At 72.9% G+C, this 15,934-nt stretch carries 12 protein-coding genes and 1 pseudogene; 10 read left to right on the top strand and 3 right to left on the bottom strand.

All coding sequences use genetic code 11. The features are described from left to right. The first annotated feature begins 101 nt into the window (after positions 1-101). From AC02VZ_RS17085 to AC02VZ_RS17040, 10 genes and pseudogenes are all read left to right on the top strand, one after another. Entirely contained in the window at positions 102-1,505 is a 1,404-nt protein-coding gene (locus AC02VZ_RS17085; RefSeq protein WP_476475776.1) for an MFS transporter, read from the top strand. Next, a complete protein-coding gene (locus AC02VZ_RS17080) occupies positions 1,502-2,770 on the top strand; it encodes an FAD-dependent monooxygenase (RefSeq protein ID WP_476475775.1) in 1,269 nt (422 codons plus the stop codon). The genes AC02VZ_RS17085 and AC02VZ_RS17080 overlap by 4 nt, the downstream gene beginning before the upstream one ends. 33 nt (positions 2,771-2,803) lie before the next feature. Continuing rightward, positions 2,804-3,080 (top strand): annotated as a pseudogene (locus AC02VZ_RS17075) (transposase family protein); the annotation flags it as partial. A gap of 92 nt (positions 3,081-3,172) precedes the next feature. Beyond that, a complete protein-coding gene (locus AC02VZ_RS17070) occupies positions 3,173-3,535 on the top strand; it encodes a type II toxin-antitoxin system RelE/ParE family toxin (RefSeq protein ID WP_432058650.1) in 363 nt (120 codons plus the stop codon). Beyond that, positions 3,532-3,849, top strand: a complete 318-nt coding sequence (locus tag AC02VZ_RS17065; RefSeq protein WP_432058649.1) for a helix-turn-helix domain-containing protein — start codon at positions 3,532-3,534, stop codon at positions 3,847-3,849. Before AC02VZ_RS17070 ends, AC02VZ_RS17065 begins: the two co-directional genes overlap by 4 nt. Positions 3,850-3,990: 141 nt before the next feature. Further along, a complete protein-coding gene (locus AC02VZ_RS17060; RefSeq protein ID WP_432058648.1) occupies positions 3,991-6,024 on the top strand; it encodes a thioredoxin domain-containing protein in 2,034 nt (677 codons plus the stop codon). 229 nt (positions 6,025-6,253) lie between these two features. Further along, positions 6,254-7,522 carry a glycosyltransferase gene (locus AC02VZ_RS17055; protein WP_476475774.1) on the top strand — a complete coding sequence of 423 codons (1,269 nt, stop codon included), beginning with the start codon at positions 6,254-6,256 and terminating at the stop codon, positions 7,520-7,522. Then, entirely contained in the window at positions 7,519-9,165 is a 1,647-nt protein-coding gene (locus AC02VZ_RS17050) for a glycosyltransferase family 39 protein (RefSeq protein WP_476475773.1), read from the top strand. Before AC02VZ_RS17055 ends, AC02VZ_RS17050 begins: the two co-directional genes overlap by 4 nt. Further along, positions 9,162-10,343, top strand: coding sequence for a glycosyltransferase (locus tag AC02VZ_RS17045; RefSeq protein WP_432058645.1), 1,182 nt, complete (start codon positions 9,162-9,164; stop codon positions 10,341-10,343). Before AC02VZ_RS17050 ends, AC02VZ_RS17045 begins: the two co-directional genes overlap by 4 nt. After that, the gene (locus AC02VZ_RS17040) at positions 10,340-12,781 is read left to right on the top strand and encodes a galactose oxidase-like domain-containing protein (RefSeq protein ID WP_476475772.1); all 2,442 of its coding nucleotides are present in this window, start codon (positions 10,340-10,342) and stop codon (positions 12,779-12,781) included. The genes AC02VZ_RS17045 and AC02VZ_RS17040 overlap by 4 nt, the downstream gene beginning before the upstream one ends. Before the next feature lie 64 nt (positions 12,782-12,845). On the opposite strand, the gene AC02VZ_RS17035 is transcribed toward AC02VZ_RS17040, so the two are convergent. Genes AC02VZ_RS17035 through AC02VZ_RS17025 form a run of 3 tightly spaced genes read right to left on the bottom strand, consistent with a single transcriptional unit; the run spans position 12,846 to position 15,829 of the window. Beyond that, positions 12,846-13,577 (bottom strand): Mut7-C RNAse domain-containing protein, encoded by a 732-nt coding sequence (locus tag AC02VZ_RS17035; RefSeq protein WP_432057260.1) that lies wholly within the window; start codon positions 13,575-13,577, stop codon positions 12,846-12,848. 33 nt (positions 13,578-13,610) lie between these two features. Beyond that, the gene (locus AC02VZ_RS17030) at positions 13,611-14,243 is read right to left on the bottom strand and encodes a TetR/AcrR family transcriptional regulator (RefSeq protein ID WP_432057259.1); all 633 of its coding nucleotides are present in this window, start codon (positions 14,241-14,243) and stop codon (positions 13,611-13,613) included. Between the two features lie 5 nt (positions 14,244-14,248). Beyond that, a complete protein-coding gene (locus AC02VZ_RS17025) occupies positions 14,249-15,829 on the bottom strand; it encodes an MFS transporter (protein ID WP_432057258.1) in 1,581 nt (526 codons plus the stop codon). Positions 15,830-15,934: the final 105 nt, after the last annotated feature.

Raw genomic sequence — 15,934 nt, 5'->3', positions numbered from 1 at the left:
CCCGCCCCGCACACCACACGACGCGCCGCCCCGCAGACCCCACGCCCCGCGACCCACGCCCATCCTCACCACCCCGACCCCTCCCGCCGGAAAGGACCCCCATGACCACGACCCAGGCCCCCACCGCCCCACCCCCGACGGGCAGGGCAGCCGTCGGGGCGCTCGGCCTGCTGGCGCTGTCCGCCGGCGCCCTGGAGTCGGTGGTGGCGCCGACGCTGCCGCTCCTGGAACGCGAACTCGGCCTGAATCCCTCGGGGTCGGCCCTGCTCGGCATCGTGCTGCTCGTCACCGGCGCGCTCGTCACCCCGCTGGCGGGCTCGTTCGGCGACCGCTACGGCGGCAGGACGGTCCTGGTGCGGCTGATGGCGGTCGTCACGGTCGGCGGCACCGTGTCCGCGCTGGCCCCGAACCTGCCCCTGCTGCTGCTCGGACAGGTGCTGCAAGGCGCCATGGTGGGCGCGCTGCCCCTGTCGTTCGTCGTGGTGCGCGCCCACCTGCCCGCGGGCCGGGCGAAGGTCGCCATCGGCACCGTCGGCGGCCTGTTCGTGGGCGGTGGGATGGCCGGCATGCTGGCCGCCGGGCCGGTGGCGGAGTCGCTGTCCCGGCACTGGATGTTCGCCCTGCCCACCGTCGCCGTCGCCGGATCCACCCTGCTGGTGCGCCGGCTGATGCCCGCCGACCCGCCGGGCCGGCCGCGCGGCACCCGGACCGACTGGCCCGGCCTGCTGCTCCTGAGCGGGACGCTGGTCACCCTCGTCCTCGCCCTCGCCCTGGCCCCCGAGGCGGGCGCGCACCCCGTGGTGCTCGGGGCGCTCCTCGTCCTCCTCGGTGCCCTCGGCACCGCATGGGTGGCCGTGGAACGGCGAGCGCCCGATCCCATGATCGACCTGCGCCTGCTGGCCCGTCCCGCGATCTGGAGGGCCTGCGTGCTGACCTTCGTGATCTGCCTCGGCACGTCGACGGCGGTCTTCCTGGTGCCCCAACTGCTCGACGAACGTGGCGCCGCCCACGGATTCGGCCTGGGCGCCGCCGCCATCGGCCTCGTCCTGCTCCCCGGCGCCGTCGCCGCCACCGCGGCCGGGCCGCTCGGCGGTCTCGGGGAGCGCCGGTTCGGCCCGCGCGCCGTGGTCGCCGCCGGAGTCGTCACGATGACCCTCTCCCTGCTGTTCCTGGCGGCGGCGCACAGCGAGATCTGGCAGGTCGCCGCCGGCAAGACGCTGGTCGCGCTGGCCAACGGCCTGTGCGTCACCGCCCTGATGACCAGCACGGCCACGGCCGTCGGCGCGGGCGAGACCGGTGTCGCCACCAGCCTGATCCTGGTGAGCCGGGTGCTCGGCTACGTCGTCGGCGCGCAGCTCGCCGGCGCCCTGCTCACCGCCGCGACCCCGTCCGGTTCCACGGTCGCGGCCGAATCGGCCTACGTCACCGGCTTCGTCCTGGCGGGCCTGCTCACCCTGCCCGCCCTGCTCCTCACCCGCACCCCGACCAAGGGAGTCACGCCATGACCCGCACCGCCCGGCCCGGCCGTCCGCACACCCCGTCTCCGGAGCCGGTCCTGATCTCCGGCGCGGGGGTCGCGGGCCTGTCCCTCGCCCACTGGCTGCACCGCCTCGGACACCCCGTCACCGTCGTCGAGAAGGCCCCCGCACCACGCAGCGGCGGCTACCCCGTCGACGTGCGCGGCACCGCACTCGACGTCGTGGAGCGGATGGGCCTGCTGCCCCGGCTGCGGGAGGCGCACATCGGCCTGCGCCGCCTCACCTTCCTGGACGGCGACGGCACCGAGGTGGCCTCCCTCCCCCCGCACTCCGTCACGGGCGGTGCCGGGGGACGCGACCTGGAGGTGCGCCGCGGCGACCTGACCGACGTCCTGTACGGGGCCGTCCGGGACGACGTGGAGTTCCTGTTCGGCGACTCGATCGACTCGATCGACGCGATCGAGCCGGTCGAGCCGAGTGACACCCTCGACCCCGCCCGGACCGGTCACCGGACCGGCCACGTCGACGTGACCTTCTACGGCGGCGCCCGCCGCACCTTCGGCCTGGTCGTCGGCGCGGACGGCACCCACTCCCGCACCCGGGAGCTCCTGTTCGGCCCGGAGGACCGCTTCCACCGCCACCTCGGTCACTGCTTCGCCGTGTTCACGATGCCCAACACCCTCGCCCTCGCCGACGAGGTGGTCCTGTGGAACACCCCCGGCCGGGCCGCGGCCCTCTACGCGGTCGGCGGCGGCGACGAGGTGCACGCCCTGCTCGCCTTCGCCCATCCCCGCCCGCCCAGGAACCTGTTCGGTGACCCGCGGGCCCAACGGACCCTCCTCACCGACGTCTTCGCCGACGCGGGGTGGCACGTCCCGGACCTCCTGGCCGCCGCCCGCGAGGCCGACGACCTGTTCTTCGACGCCGTCGGCCAGATCCGCATGCCCCGCTGGTCCAGCGGCCGGGTCGCCCTGCTGGGCGACGCCGCGTACGCGCCGTCCTTCCTGACCGGCCAGGGCACCAGCCTCGCCCTCGTCGGCGCCTACACGCTCGCGGCGTCCCTGGCCGGCCGGGACCACACCGCGGGCTTCGCCGCCTACGAGCACGGCACCCGGGCCTTCGTCACCCGCAACCAGGACCTCGTCGGCGAGGGCGGCAGCACCCTCCTGCCGCCCACCGCACCGGCCCTCGCCGGGCGCAACGCCCGCCTGCGCACCCTGGGCTCCCTCCCCTCCCCGGCCCCCCACCCCGCCCACACGTCCCTCACCCTGCCCACCTTCCCGGCGCCGTGACCCCACCGCGGCCCCGGCACCGGCGGCCCCGCGGTCCTCGCCGAAAGCTTCGGCCGTCTGCTGTGGGCCTCACCGGCCCTGCCCGGCGCCGTCCACGACGTCCGCGCGGCCCGCGAAGACGGCATCGTCGGCTCCCTTGCCGAGGCCGGCCTCCGGGGCTGGGCAGACAAGGGCTACCGGGGGTGTCGACGGCACGGTCCGTACCCCGTGCCGGGGACGGTGGGAGACCCTTTCCGCCGGTCAGCAGGCGGTGAACCGGTCCCATGCGAAGATCCGCGCACTCGTCGAGCAGGCCATGGCCACCCTCGAATAACGGCGGCGCCTCCGCGAGCTCCGGTGCTCGACCACTCCGATCACCTGTCTCGCCCCTCTCCAGGGTTTAGATTTCGCTATACTTCTTGTGTGCATGGTGAGTGGGAGATCTTCCTTGTCGACGAGGTGCGTGACTGGATCGGCAGCCTCGACGATCAGACACATGCCCGGGTGGTGCAGGCGCTGGATGCGCTGGCGGAGGGAGGTCCTGGATTGGGGCGCCCGCTGGTGGACACCATTCACGGCTCGTCGATGGCGAACCTGAAGGAGTTGCGCCCTGGAACAGTGCGCATCCTCTTCGCCTTCGATCCATGGCGTTCCAGCGTCCTGCTGGTGGCCGGAGACAAGTCGGGTCGCTGGAACGAGTGGTATCGAGAGGCGATTCCCCTGGCCGAACAGCGCTACGAACTCTATGTGAAGGAACGTGCTCAGGAAGAAGGAGAAAGATCGTGAGTGGTTACACGCGATGGCAGGACATCCGTGCCGAGCACGTTGCCCGTGCCGGCGGGGAGGAGGCTGTGAAGGAAGGCAAGGAAGAACTGCTTGCGGAGGTGACCGGGCGTCGTCTGGCGGAACTGCGGAGGGCTCGGGGGCTCACACAGCAGCAGGTGGCCGATCGGATGGGCGTCACCAAGGGGCGTGTGTCGCAGATCGAGCGGGGGCAAGTCTCAGGTCAGGATGTGCTCGCTCGGTTCGCGGCTGCGCTGGGCGGGCGCCTGCATCAGGCCATTTATTTTGACGACGGGGACATCGCGGCCATCGCTTGAGATGAGCAGGCGGTGGCTCTGGGGCTTGATGCGGGAGCGATGATCGCACCGAACTGTCCGGCCGGCCCCTTCCCCCGCCGTTCGTGCCCTCCCGTGTGGCGCACGGGCGGGCCCGGGGGCCGGGTGAGCGAGGATGGGGGTATGCCCAACCGACTCGCACAGGCCACGTCCCCGTACCTCCTCCAGCACGCGGACAACCCCGTCGACTGGTGGCCCTGGGAGGCGGGCGCGTTCGACGAAGCCCGGCGGCGCGACGTCCCCGTCTTCCTGAGCGTCGGCTACAGCGCCTGCCACTGGTGTCACGTCATGGCGCACGAGTCCTTCGAGGACCAGGAGACCGCCGACTACCTGAACGCGCACTTCGTGAGCGTGAAGGTGGACCGCGAGGAACGCCCCGACGTCGACGCCGTCTACATGGAGGCCGTGCAGGCGGCGACCGGCCACGGCGGGTGGCCGATGTCGGTGTGGCTGACGCCGGACGGGGAGCCGTTCTACTTCGGCACCTACTTCCCGCCCGAGGCCCGGCAGGGCATGCCGTCGTTCCGGCAGGTCCTGGAGGGCGTGCAGCGGGCGTGGGACGAGCGGCGGGACGAGGTCGCCGACGTCGCCGGGAAGATCGCGCGGGACCTGTCCGCCCGGGAGATCGCCTTCGGGGACGCCGAGATGCCGGGCGAGCAGGAGCTGGCGCAGGCCCTGCTGGGTCTGACCCGCGACTACGACCCGAAGCGGGGCGGGTTCGGCGGGGCGCCGAAGTTCCCGCCGTCGATGGTGCTGGAGTTCCTGCTGCGCCACCACGCGCGCACCGGGGCCGAGGGCGCGCTGCAGATGGCGGCGGACACCTGCGAGCGGATGGCGCGGGGCGGGATCTACGACCAGCTCGGCGGCGGTTTCGCGCGGTACTCGGTGGACCGGGACTGGACGGTCCCGCACTTCGAGAAGATGCTCTACGACAACGCGCTGCTGTGCCGCGTCTACGCCCATCTGTGGCGGTCGACGGGCTCGGAGCAGGCACGCCGGGTGGCCCTGGAGACCGCCGACTTCATGGTGCGCGAACTCCGCACCCCCCAGGGCGGGTTCGCCTCCGCGCTGGACGCCGACAGCGACGACGGCACGGGCAGGCACGTCGAGGGCGCCTACTACGTGTGGACGCCCGCGCAGTTGCGGGAGGTGCTCGGCGAGGCGGACGCGGAGGTGGCCGCGCGGTACTTCGGGGTGACCGAGGAGGGCACCTTCGAGGAGGGCGCCTCGGTGCTGCAACTCCCGCAGCGCGACGAGGTGTTCGACGCCCCGCGGATCGAGGGCATCCGGGAGCGGCTGCTCGCGGCGCGGGCGTCGCGGCCGGCGCCGGGGCGGGACGACAAGGTGGTGGCCGCGTGGAACGGGCTGGCGATCGCCGCGCTGGCCGAGACGGGGGCGTACTTCGGCCGGCCGGATCTGGTCGAGGCCGCGTCGGCCGCGGCGGACCTGCTGGTGCGGGTGCACCTCGACGAGCACGCGGCGCTCGTGCGGACCAGCCGGGACGGGCGGGCCGGGGTGAACGCGGGGGTGCTGGAGGACTACGCGGACGTCGCCGAGGGGTTCCTGGCGCTGGCGTCGGTGACGGGGGAGGGGGTGTGGCTGGAGTTCGCGGGGCTGCTCCTGGACCACGTACTGGCCCGCTTCACCGACGAGGAGTCGGGGGCGCTGTTCGACACGGCGGCCGACGCGGAGCAACTGATCCGGCGCCCGCAGGACCCGACCGACAACGCCGCGCCGTCGGGCTGGACGGCGGCGGCCGGTGCGCTGCTGGGGTATGCCGCGCACACGGGTTCCGTGCCGCACCGCACGGCGGCCGAGCGCGCGCTGGGCGTGGTGAAGGCGCTGGGGCCGCGGGTGCCGCGGTTCATCGGCTGGGGTCTGGCGGTCGCGGAGGCGGCGCTGGACGGCCCGCGGGAGGTCGCGGTGGTGGGTCCGGCGCCGGACGACCCCGGGACCGTGGCGCTGCACCGGGCGGCGCTGCTGGGGGCGGCCCCGGGGGCGGTGGTCGCGGTGGGGACCGCGGAGAGTGACGAGTTCCCGTTGCTGGCCGACCGTCCGCTGGTGGACGGGCGGGCGACGGCGTACGTCTGCCGCAACTTCACCTGTGACGCTCCGACGACCGAAATTGATCGGTTGAGGGGGGCGCTGGGCGGCTGAAGGGCGAGGGCACCCGGGGTGCGGGTGCCCTCCGGCAGTGGTCGCGGAATGGCTTGTTCCTGGCAACTCCGGTCGCATCTCGGACAGTTGGGAAACAGTCTGTTTATCGGAAAAGCCCCCGCGCTTCACAACTCCCCCCTAATCTCTGCACGGTGACGTGACGCGTGCGCCGTTGCGCAGGTAACGCGCGGTCACAGCACGGGGGTTACGGGATCTGGGGGGATCTGTCTTGCTCACGTCGTTATTCATCGCTGTCGTCTCGCTGGCCCTCTTCTGGATGGCCGGGTTCACCCTGTGGTGGCAGATGCACGCCTGGCGCACGCCGGAGGTGCTGGCCTCCACGCGGTTCAGCAGTCCGGACGGCGGGGAGCACCTCTCGTTCTCGCTGCTGCTGCCGGCCCGCCACGAACAGGCGGTCCTCGACCACACCATCCAGCGCCTGCTGGAGTCGAGCCACACCGACTTCGAGATCATCGTCATCGTCGGGCACGACGACCCCGGCACCACCGCGGTCGCCGAAGCCGCAGCGGACCGGGACCCGCGCGTACGGGTCGTCGTGGACACCCACGAGCGCAAGAACAAGCCCAAGGCCATGAACACGGCCCTGCCGTACTGCCGGGGTGACGTCGTCGGGGTCTTCGACGCCGAGGACCAGGTCCACCCCGAACTGCTCGCCCACGTCGACCACGCCTTCCGCTCCACCGGCGCGGACGTGGTCCAGGGCGGGGTGCAGCTGATCAACTTCCACTCCAGCTGGTACAGCCTGCGCAACTGCCTGGAGTACTTCTTCTGGTTCCGCTCCCGGCTGCACCTGCACGCGCAGAAAGGGTTCATCCCCCTCGGCGGCAACACCGTCTTCGTCCGCACCGACGTGCTGCGCGCGGCGGACGGCTGGGACCCGGACTGCCTCGCCGAGGACTGCGACCTGGGCGTGCGGCTGTCCAGCATCGGCAAACGGGTCGTCGTCGCCTACGACTCCGACATGGTCACCCGGGAGGAGACCCCCGGCTCCCTGGTGTCCCTGCTGAAGCAGCGCACCCGCTGGAACCAGGGCTTCCTTCAGGTGTACCGGAAGAAGGACTGGAGGCAACTGCCCACCCTCGGGCAGCGGATGCTCGCCCGCTACACGCTGATGACCCCGTTCCTCCAGGCGTTCACCGGGCTGATCATCCCGCTCAACGTGGCCGTCGCGATCTTCCTCGACGTACCGGTGGGCATCGCCTTCATCACCTTCCTGCCGGCCGTCACCGCCCTGGTCACCTTCGTCTTCGAGGTCGTCGGACTGCACGACTTCGGCAAGCAGTACGGCCTGCGCGTCCGGTTCGTCCACTACCTGAAGCTGATCGTGGGCGGCCCCTTCTACCAGGTGCTCCTCGCCGGTGCCGCGGTCCGCGCCGTCTGGCGCGAGCAGCGCGGACGCAACGACTGGGAGCTGACCACCCACGTCGGCGCCCACCTCGACGCGTCCGCCGCGACCCGAGAGGACGTACCCGCGTGACCTCCACCCTTCCCGCGGCGACCGCGACGACGGTCCCCGCGCAGCGCCGGCCCGCGCCCCCGGACACGCCGGCCGGCCGCACGCCGCCCCCGAGACGGCTCCGCTCGTCCCGCTCCGACCTGATCCTGTGCGGCGCCCTGCTGGTGGCGATCCTGCTCGTCCAGGGCTGGAACATCGCCGACTACCCCACCCTCAGCGACGACGAGGGCACCTACCTCGCCCAGGCGTGGGCCGTCCAGGAGGGCCGCGGCCTGGCCCACTACACCTACTGGTACGACCACCCGCCGCTCGGCTGGATCCAGCTCGCCGTCCTGACCTGGATCCCCGCCATGCTCAGCCCCGAGTCGATGACGGTGGGCACCATGCGCGCCGTGATGCTGCTGATCAGCGGCATCAGCGCGGTGCTGGTGTACGTCCTGGGCCGCCGGCTCGCCCTGCCCCGCTGGGCGGCCGGGCTCGGCATGGCCCTGTTCGGACTGTCCCCGCTGTCGGTGGTGCTCCAGCGGGAGATCTTCCTCGACAACCTCGCGGTGATGTGGACGCTCCTGGCGTTCACCCTCGCCGCCTCCCCGAGCCGTCACCTCTGGCACCACTTCGGCGCGGGCATGGCCGCCGCGACCGCCGTGCTCACCAAGGAGACGATGCTCGTCGTCCTGCCCGCCCTGTTCCTCACCGCCTGGCGGCACAGCCACCGCGACACCCGCAAGTTCGCGCTGACCGGCGCCGTCACGGCCTGCGCGCTCATCGGCTTCTCCTACCCCCTGTTCGCGCTGCTCAAGGGCGAGCTGTTCCCGGGCGACGGGCACGTCTCGCTGTGGGACGGCGTCGCCTACCAGATGACCCGGCCCGGCTCCGGCTTCATCCTCGACGAGGGATCCGGCTCCTGGGGCGTCCTGCAGTCCTGGCTGTACTACGACCGCATCCTGCCGCTCGGCGGCCTCGTCGGCGCGCTGCTGCTGCTCGCCACCTGGCGCTGGTCGGTCACCGCCCGCGCGCTCGCGGGCCCCGCGCTCACCGTGGCGATCCTGGCCGCGCTCGCCCTGCGCCCCGACGGCTACCTGCCCGCGATGTACGTCATCCAGGCGCTGCCGTTCCTCGCACTGGTGCTCGCCGGGGGCGCGGCGAGCGTCGCGCACGCCGTGCTGCGCCGCGGGCGCTCCGACACCGAGCGCCGGTCCGTGCGCGGGGCGCGGTACGCGCTCGCCGTCGCCCTGGCCCTCGCCGCCTGCGCCTACGTCGGCCCCCGCTGGTACGACGGCGCCCGCACCGCGGTCACCACCGACGCCAACGCCCCCTACGAGGCGGCCTCGGCCTGGATGGCCACCGAGGTCGACGATCCGGGCGGCACCCGGGTGCTGGTGGACGACGCGATGTGGCTGGACCTGGTGCACGCCGGCTACCGGCCGGGTCTCGGCGTCATCTGGTTCTACAAGGCCGACCTGGACCCGGCGGTGACGAAGACGCTGCCGCGCGGCTGGCGGGACGTCGACTACGTGGTCGCCTCGCCGACGGTCCGGCGCGACGCGAAGGACCTGCCGACCGTGCGGGCGGCCATCGAGCACTCGGTGCCGGTGGCCACCTTCGGCACCGGTGAGGACCGCGTCGAGATACGCCGGGTCGAGACCGCCGGAGGCAGCCGATGAGCCAGGAGCACACGGTCCCCGGCGGACTCGGCGACCCGGCCCTCGACCCGGTCGGGGTGGCCGAGCCGGGCGCGGTCACCATCGTCGTCCCGACGTTCAACGAGTCCGCCAACGTGGCGGCGCTGCTGCGGCAGATCACCGAGTCGGTGCCCTCCCGGCTGCCGTGCGAGGTCGTCTTCGTGGACGACTCCACCGACGACACCCCCGAGGCGATCCGCCGGGCCGCGCAGGACTGCCCGTTCCCGGTGACCGTGCTGCACCGCGAGGAGGCGACCGGCGGGCTCGGCGGCGCGGTCGTCGAGGGCATCCGGGCCGCCACGTCGGACTGGGTGGTCGTCATGGACGGCGACTGCCAGCACCCGCCCGCCCTGGTGCCGGAGCTGGTGGCGACGGGGGAGCGGGCCAACGCGGGACTCGTCGTCGCCTCCCGCTACCTCAAGGGCGGCAGCCGCGCCGGGCTGGCCGGCAGCTACCGCGTCGCCGTCTCCCGGGGGGCGACCTGGCTGACCAAGGCCCTGTTCCCGCGCCGCCTGCACGGCATCAGCGACCCGATGAGCGGCTTCTTCGCGATCCGCCGCAGCACGGTCACCGCCGACGACCTCAAACCGCTCGGCTACAAGATCCTCCTCGAACTCGCCGTCCGGGCCCGCCCCCGCACGGTCGCCGAGGTGCCGTTCGTCTTCCGGGAGCGGTTCGCGGGCGAGTCCAAGTCGACCGCCCGGGAGGGCCTGCGCTTCCTTCGGCACCTGACCGGGCTGCGCACCGAGGCGCCGCCCGCCCGCATGGTCGTCTTCGGGCTGATCGGCCTCACCGGCTTCCTGCCGAACCTGGCCGCGCTGTGGGCGCTGACCGGGGCGGGCGTGCACTACCTGCCGGCCGAGATCGCCGCCAACCAGTTCGGCGTGGCCTGGAACTTCCTGCTGATCGAGACCCTGCTGTTCCGTGAGCGGCGGCGGCACCGGCACTGGGCGGACCGCACCGCGCGGTTCGCGCTGCTCGCCAACGCCGACCTGGTGGTGCGCCTGCCGCTGATCGCGCTGCTGGTGAGCCGGTTCGGGATGACCGCCGTCCCGGCCACCGCGCTGGCCCTCGCGATCACCTTCGTCCTGCGCTTCGTGGGGACCGAAGCGCTGGTGTACCTCCCTCGCCGCCGTCGTCCAAGGAGAAGCACCCCATGAACCTCGCCACCGTCCTCTCCCGGCGCAGACCGGCGGCCCTGCTGGCCGTCGGCGCCCTCACCACGGGCCTGCTCCTCACCGCGCCGCAGCCCGCCTCCGCCGCCAACCTGATCACGAACCCCGGCTTCGAGACCCCCGGCACCGGCGACATGCCGTACTGCTGGGAGAAGTCCGGCTGGGGCGACAACGACTTCACGTTCACCACCACCTCCGACGCCCGCACCGGCGACAGCGCGATGAAGGTCGAGCTGACCCGCCGCACCGACGGCGACCGCAAGGCCCTGATCACCGAGTCCGCCGACTGCGCGCCCGTGGTGACGCCGGGCGAGCAGTACGACCTGGGGCTCTGGTACAAGACGACCACCCCGGACGCGTCCATCACCCTCTTCCGGCACGACACCACGGCCGGCTGGCAGTACTGGACCGACCTGAAGACGCTGGACATGGAGCCCGCCACCTGGACCGAGGCGACCGTCCGCACCCCCGAGGTCCCCGAGGGCACCGACCGCATCTCCTGGGGCGTCTCCGTCTACGGCACCGGCGCGGCCACCACCGACGACTACACGATGGAGCAGGTCGCCGACCCCGTCCCGGAGCCGGACTGCACCGGCTCGCCGGCCGACTGCGCCAACGGCGAGTGGGAGGTGCTGGCCACCGAGAACCCGGTCCGCTCCATGCACTCGGTGGTGCTGCACAACGGCAAGGTGCTGCTGATCGCCGGTTCCGGCAACGACCCGGAGCTGTTCGAGGCGGGCACCTTCACCTCCGCCGTCTACGACCCGGAGGACGGCACCTACACGGTGATCCCCACCCCGGACGACATGTTCTGCGCCGGTCACGTCCAGCTCCAGGACGGCCGTGTCCTGGTGATGAGCGGCAACAAGGGCTACCCGTCCGACGACGGCACCATCGGCTACCAGGGCTACAAGGACTCCTACATCTTCGACCCGGAGACCGAGTCCTACACGAAGACCAACGACATGAACGACGGCCACTGGTACCCGTCGGCGACCATCCTCGGCAACGGCGACGTGATCAGCTTCGGCGGACTGCGCGAGGACTCCACCGGCTCCGTCACCGCCGAGCTGTGGTCGGACGCCGAACAGCGCTGGCTGCCGACCTGGCAGGTCAACCAGACCTGGTCCTACTGGGGCCTGTACCCGTCGATGATCCTCATGCAGGACGGGCGCCTGTTCTACTCCGGCAGCCACGTCTTCGGCAACAACATCCCGGGCACCGGCTCCGCGATCTACGACTACCAGGCCAACACCATCACCCAGGTCCCGGGCCTGCAGAACAAGGACGAGCGCGACCAGTCCGCCAGCGTGCTGCTGCCCCCCGCGCAGGACCAGAAGGTCCTCACCCTCGGCGGCGGCAACATCGACACCAACCCGGAGGCCAACCGGCTGACCGACATCATCGACCTCAAGCAGCCCGACCCCGCCTACGTGGCCGGCCCGCCGATCCCGCAGGGCACCGTCGACCTCGGCAACGGCCGGGTCCCGCAGACCGGTGACCAGGGCAAGATGTACGTCTCCGCGGTCCTGCTGCCCGACGGCAAGGTGCTGGAGACCGGCGGCGCCCTGCACAACCGGGCCGACCCGGTCTTCGAGACGTCGATCTTCGACCCGGCGACGGAGACCTTCGACCCGGTGGCCGCCGACCCCGAGGCCCGCGGCTACCACTCCTCGGCGTTCCTGCTGCCCGACGGCCGGGTCATGACCACCGGCGACAACCCCGGCAACGGCTCCTGGAACCACAACGTGTCGATCTACAGCCCGCCCTACCTCTTCCAGGGCGAGCGCCCGGTGATCACCTCGGTGATCGACACCGAGTGGACCTACGGCGACACCCAGCGGATCACCGTCGACCGGCCCATCGCCAAGGCCGAGCTGATCCGCCCGGCGGCCGTCACCCACTCCTCCGACCCCAACCAGCGGTTCGTGGACCTGCCGCTGTCGGTGGACGGCGACGACGCCACGACCGTCGACCTGAACGTGACCAGCAACCCCAACCTGGCCCCGCCCGGCTGGTACATGCTGTTCGCCGTCGACGCGAACGGCGTCCCGTCGGTGGCGAAGTGGGTGCACCTCCAGGGCCCGCCCGCCCTCACCGCCCAGGACGCCCACGCCCACGCGCACGTCCACGACTTCGCCGACGCCCCGCAGGGCAAGGTCACCGGCCCCCGCAAGAAGCGCGTCGCCGAACCGGTCGCCCCGACCGTCTCCGGCTGCGACCGGCACTACGGCTCGGCCAACGTCTGCGTCCCCACCACCTTCCCGGCGGAGGTCGAGCCCACCACGGCCGCCCGCTGCGACTGGCTCAAGGAGCACGACTACGGCCGGCTGAGGGTCAACGGCAAGGACGACCCGCTGAAGCTGGACCGCGACCGGGACGGCATCGCCTGCGGCAAGGGGGACCTCAAGCAGCGCCGCTGAGGAACCGCCGGCGTCGCTTGCCCGTCGCTTGTCCGCCGCTTGTCCGCCGCTTGTCCGCCGCACCTCACCCGCGCTCGGCGTGGAAGGCGACCGCCCGGTCCACGATGGCCTCCAGCTGCTCGTGGTGCGCGCCCTTCCAGTACGCGCGCCCGCACTGGGCGCACTGCGCGAACACGTCGTACGTCCGGTGCGTACCGCCCTTGAGCTGGTCGGCGACCTGCTCCTTGGTCGCGGAGCGCAGCAGACCGTTGCAGGCGGTGCAGCGCGTCCAGGGCCGCAGCTCGGGCCGGAACCGGTCGAGCACGTACTCCAGCTGCTCCTCGGGCCGGGTGCTGTAGACGAAGGCGCCCGCCCACAACTCCCGGCGGCGCAGCAGTCCCCGGTCGCGGCTGAGTATCACCCGCTGCTCGGCCGCCGAGCGGGCGGCCAGCGCCGGGTCCCCGATGTCGGTGGACTCGTAACCGGTGTCCACGCCCAGCAGCCGCAGGCGGCGGGCCAGCGTGCCGAGGTGCACGTCGAGGAGGAACCGCAGCGGCGCGCCCGGCACCCGCTGGGGGTGCTCGACGGCGTGCACGGTCACCGACTCGCCGGCCCGGGGCAGGTGCGAGACGGGCACCTCGCGGCCGTCCACGAGCAGCGTGCCGACCTCGGTGAGCGGTACCCCGAGCGACTCGACCACGTGGCCGAGGCCGGAGACGCCGTCGGTGCCGGTGTGCAGCGTGCCGGTGGCCCGGGCCTGCGGCACGAAGACGAGCAGTTGCGGGGCGAACTCGACACGGATCTCTGGACCGTTCACCCGGCCAGGATGACACGGCCGCCGGTCGCGTCCTCAGGATTTCCCGGCGGGCAGTCCGCGCGCGAGGACGTTGAGGGCCCGGTCGGCGAGGTTGCCGAAGTCCTCCCGCGGTGCGTTCTCGGCCCAGTACTTCGAGGCTTCCAGCAGGCCGCCGACCAGGGCCATCGTGTACACGCGCACCTCCAGGCCGTCCGGGTCCAGGCCGGTGCGCCGCGCGATCGCCCGGCCGAGCAGGTGCCCGGTGGCCGACATGCTCTCCAGCAGCCGGGACCGCACGGCCGGCACCTCGCGCATCAGCCGCGCCCGCAGGAGGGTCACCTCCGGCTCCTCGGCCATGGCGACCTCGATGCCCCGGCGCACCACGTACCGGACCGACTCCAGCCAGGGCTCGTCGGCGGGCCGCGCGGTGAGTTCGGCGAGCAGCGGCTCGTCGTACTCGTCGGTGAGGACGATGTCCTCCTTGACCGGGAAGTAGCGGAAGACGGTGGACGGCGACACGTCGGCCCGTGCGGCGATCTGCTCGACCGTGGTGGCCTCGTAGCCCTGCTCCTCGATGAGCGCGTAGGCCGCCGCGCGGATCGCCTGCCGGGTCCTGATCTTCTTCCGCTCGCGCAGCCCGGTGGGCTGCGGGCCGGCGGGGGTGAGGGAGGATCGTGCGGCCGTCATGAAGGTCATTGTCGGGCATCGGGCTCCGCGGCGGCCACGCCCGGGGCCGGGTCCGTGGCGGACTGCTCTCCGGCCCGGCGCGGCGGGGTGCCGGGCAGGAATGCCGCCGCGAGGAGCGCCGTGAGCAGGGCGGCGATCCCGCACACCGTCAGGACGGTGGACATGCCGTCGGCGTAGGCGGCGTCGGCGGAGCGGGCGAGGGCGGGCATGCCGAGCCGTTCGGCCACCGCGTGGGCTCCGCTGAGGGAAGCGCGGGCGGCGTCGGCGGCGGGCGCGGCCAGGCCGCCGGTGTCCAGGCGGCGGGCGTAGACGTCGGCGACGAGACTGCCCAGCAGGGCGATGCCGACAGCGCCGCCCACCTGGCGCAGCGTCATCAGCAGCCCGGAGCCGCTGCCGGCCCGGTCGGCGGGGACGCCGCCGAGTGCCGCGTCCATCGCCGGCACCATCGCGAGGCCGAAGCCGAGGCCCGCGAGGGTCAGCCACAGCGCGATGAACGCGTAGCCGGACCCTGGCCCGGTGCGGGCGCCGAGCAGGGCGGCGAAGCACAGCACGGTCAGGCCCGCGGTGACCACGGGCCGGGAGCCCAGGCGCCGCACGAGGGGGGTGCTCGCGCGGGCGGAGACCAACAGGCCGCCCATCATGGGCAGCAACCGGAGCCCGGTGCCGAACGCGTCGGCGCCGCCGGTCTCCTGGAACCGGGCGGGCAGGACGAACAGCAGCCCGGCGAACACGAACGTGCCCAGCGTCGCGGCCAGCACGTTGAACAGGAACACGCGGCGGCCCAGCAGGCCCAGGTCGAGCAGCGGCCGCTCGGCCCGCCGCTCGCGCAGCACCAGCGCGGTCAGCAGCGCGGCGGCCAGCGCGAACGCGCCGAGCACCCAGCCGCCGCCCCAGCCGCGCGACGGCCCCTCGATGATGCCGAACACCAGGGCGCCCAGGCCCAGTGCGCTGTACGCGGTGGACAGCGCGTCGACGCGCGGCGAGGCGGGGTCGCGCGACTCGGGCAGCAGGAACAGGCAGGCGGCGATGCCGACGGCGGCCATGGGGATGTTGATCAGGAAGACCGACCCCCACCAGTAGTGGTCCAGGAGCAGTCCGCCGACGAGCGGCCCGAGCGGCATTCCGGCGGCCATGGAGGCGGTGACGGCCGCCACCGCCCTGCCCCGCTCCTCCTCGCCGAACATCGACGGCAGCACGGACAGCCCGAGCGGGATGACCAGCGCGGCCCCGAGGCCCATCACGGAGCGGGCGGCGACGACGAGCCCCGGCGCGTCCGTGAGGGCCCCGCACAGGGACCCGGCGAGGAAGAGGACGAGGCCCGTGACCAGCATCCGGCGGCGTCCGTACCGGTCGCCGAGCAGTCCGGCGGGCAGCATCAGCGCCGCGAACACGACGACGTAGGCGTCGACGATCCACTGGAGCTGACCCGTACTCGCCCCCAGGTCGGCGGCCATGGTCGGCAGCGCCACGTTGAGGATCGTCAGGTCGAAACCGAGGGTGAGCATGCTCGCGACCAGTGCGCCGAGCGCCAGCCAGCGCCGGGGGTCGGTGCCGTGGGCGGGGGCGCCCGAAGTGACAGTGACCATGAAGTGAGAGTAACTGTCAGAAGGTGGTGACTGTCAATATCTCGGGAGCGGGCACGAGAAAGCCGCGGCGTCGGTCTCGACGCCGCGGCCTGCGGAGTGTGCGGA

This window comes from Streptomyces sp. 3-6 (assembly GCF_056323165.1).
Note: the sequence above shows the minus strand (reverse complement) of the source record. Positions and strands in the feature narration are given on the sequence as shown.

Bases quoted from the DNA above. Each gene is read 5' to 3' on its own strand.
- AC02VZ_RS17085 (WP_476475776.1), top strand. From the start codon at position 102: ATGACCACGACCCAGGCCCCCACCGCCCCACCCCCGACGGGCAGGGCA.
- AC02VZ_RS17080 (WP_476475775.1), top strand. From the start codon at position 1,502: ATGACCCGCACCGCCCGGCCCGGCCGTCCGCACACCCCGTCTCCGGAG.
- AC02VZ_RS17060 (WP_432058648.1), top strand. From the start codon at position 3,991: ATGCCCAACCGACTCGCACAGGCCACGTCCCCGTACCTCCTCCAGCAC.
- AC02VZ_RS17045 (WP_432058645.1), top strand. From the start codon at position 9,162: ATGAGCCAGGAGCACACGGTCCCCGGCGGACTCGGCGACCCGGCCCTC.
- AC02VZ_RS17040 (WP_476475772.1), top strand. From the start codon at position 10,340: ATGAACCTCGCCACCGTCCTCTCCCGGCGCAGACCGGCGGCCCTGCTG.
- AC02VZ_RS17030 (WP_432057259.1), bottom strand. From the start codon at position 14,243: ATGACGGCCGCACGATCCTCCCTCACCCCCGCCGGCCCGCAGCCCACC.
- AC02VZ_RS17025 (WP_432057258.1), bottom strand. From the start codon at position 15,829: ATGGTCACTGTCACTTCGGGCGCCCCCGCCCACGGCACCGACCCCCGG.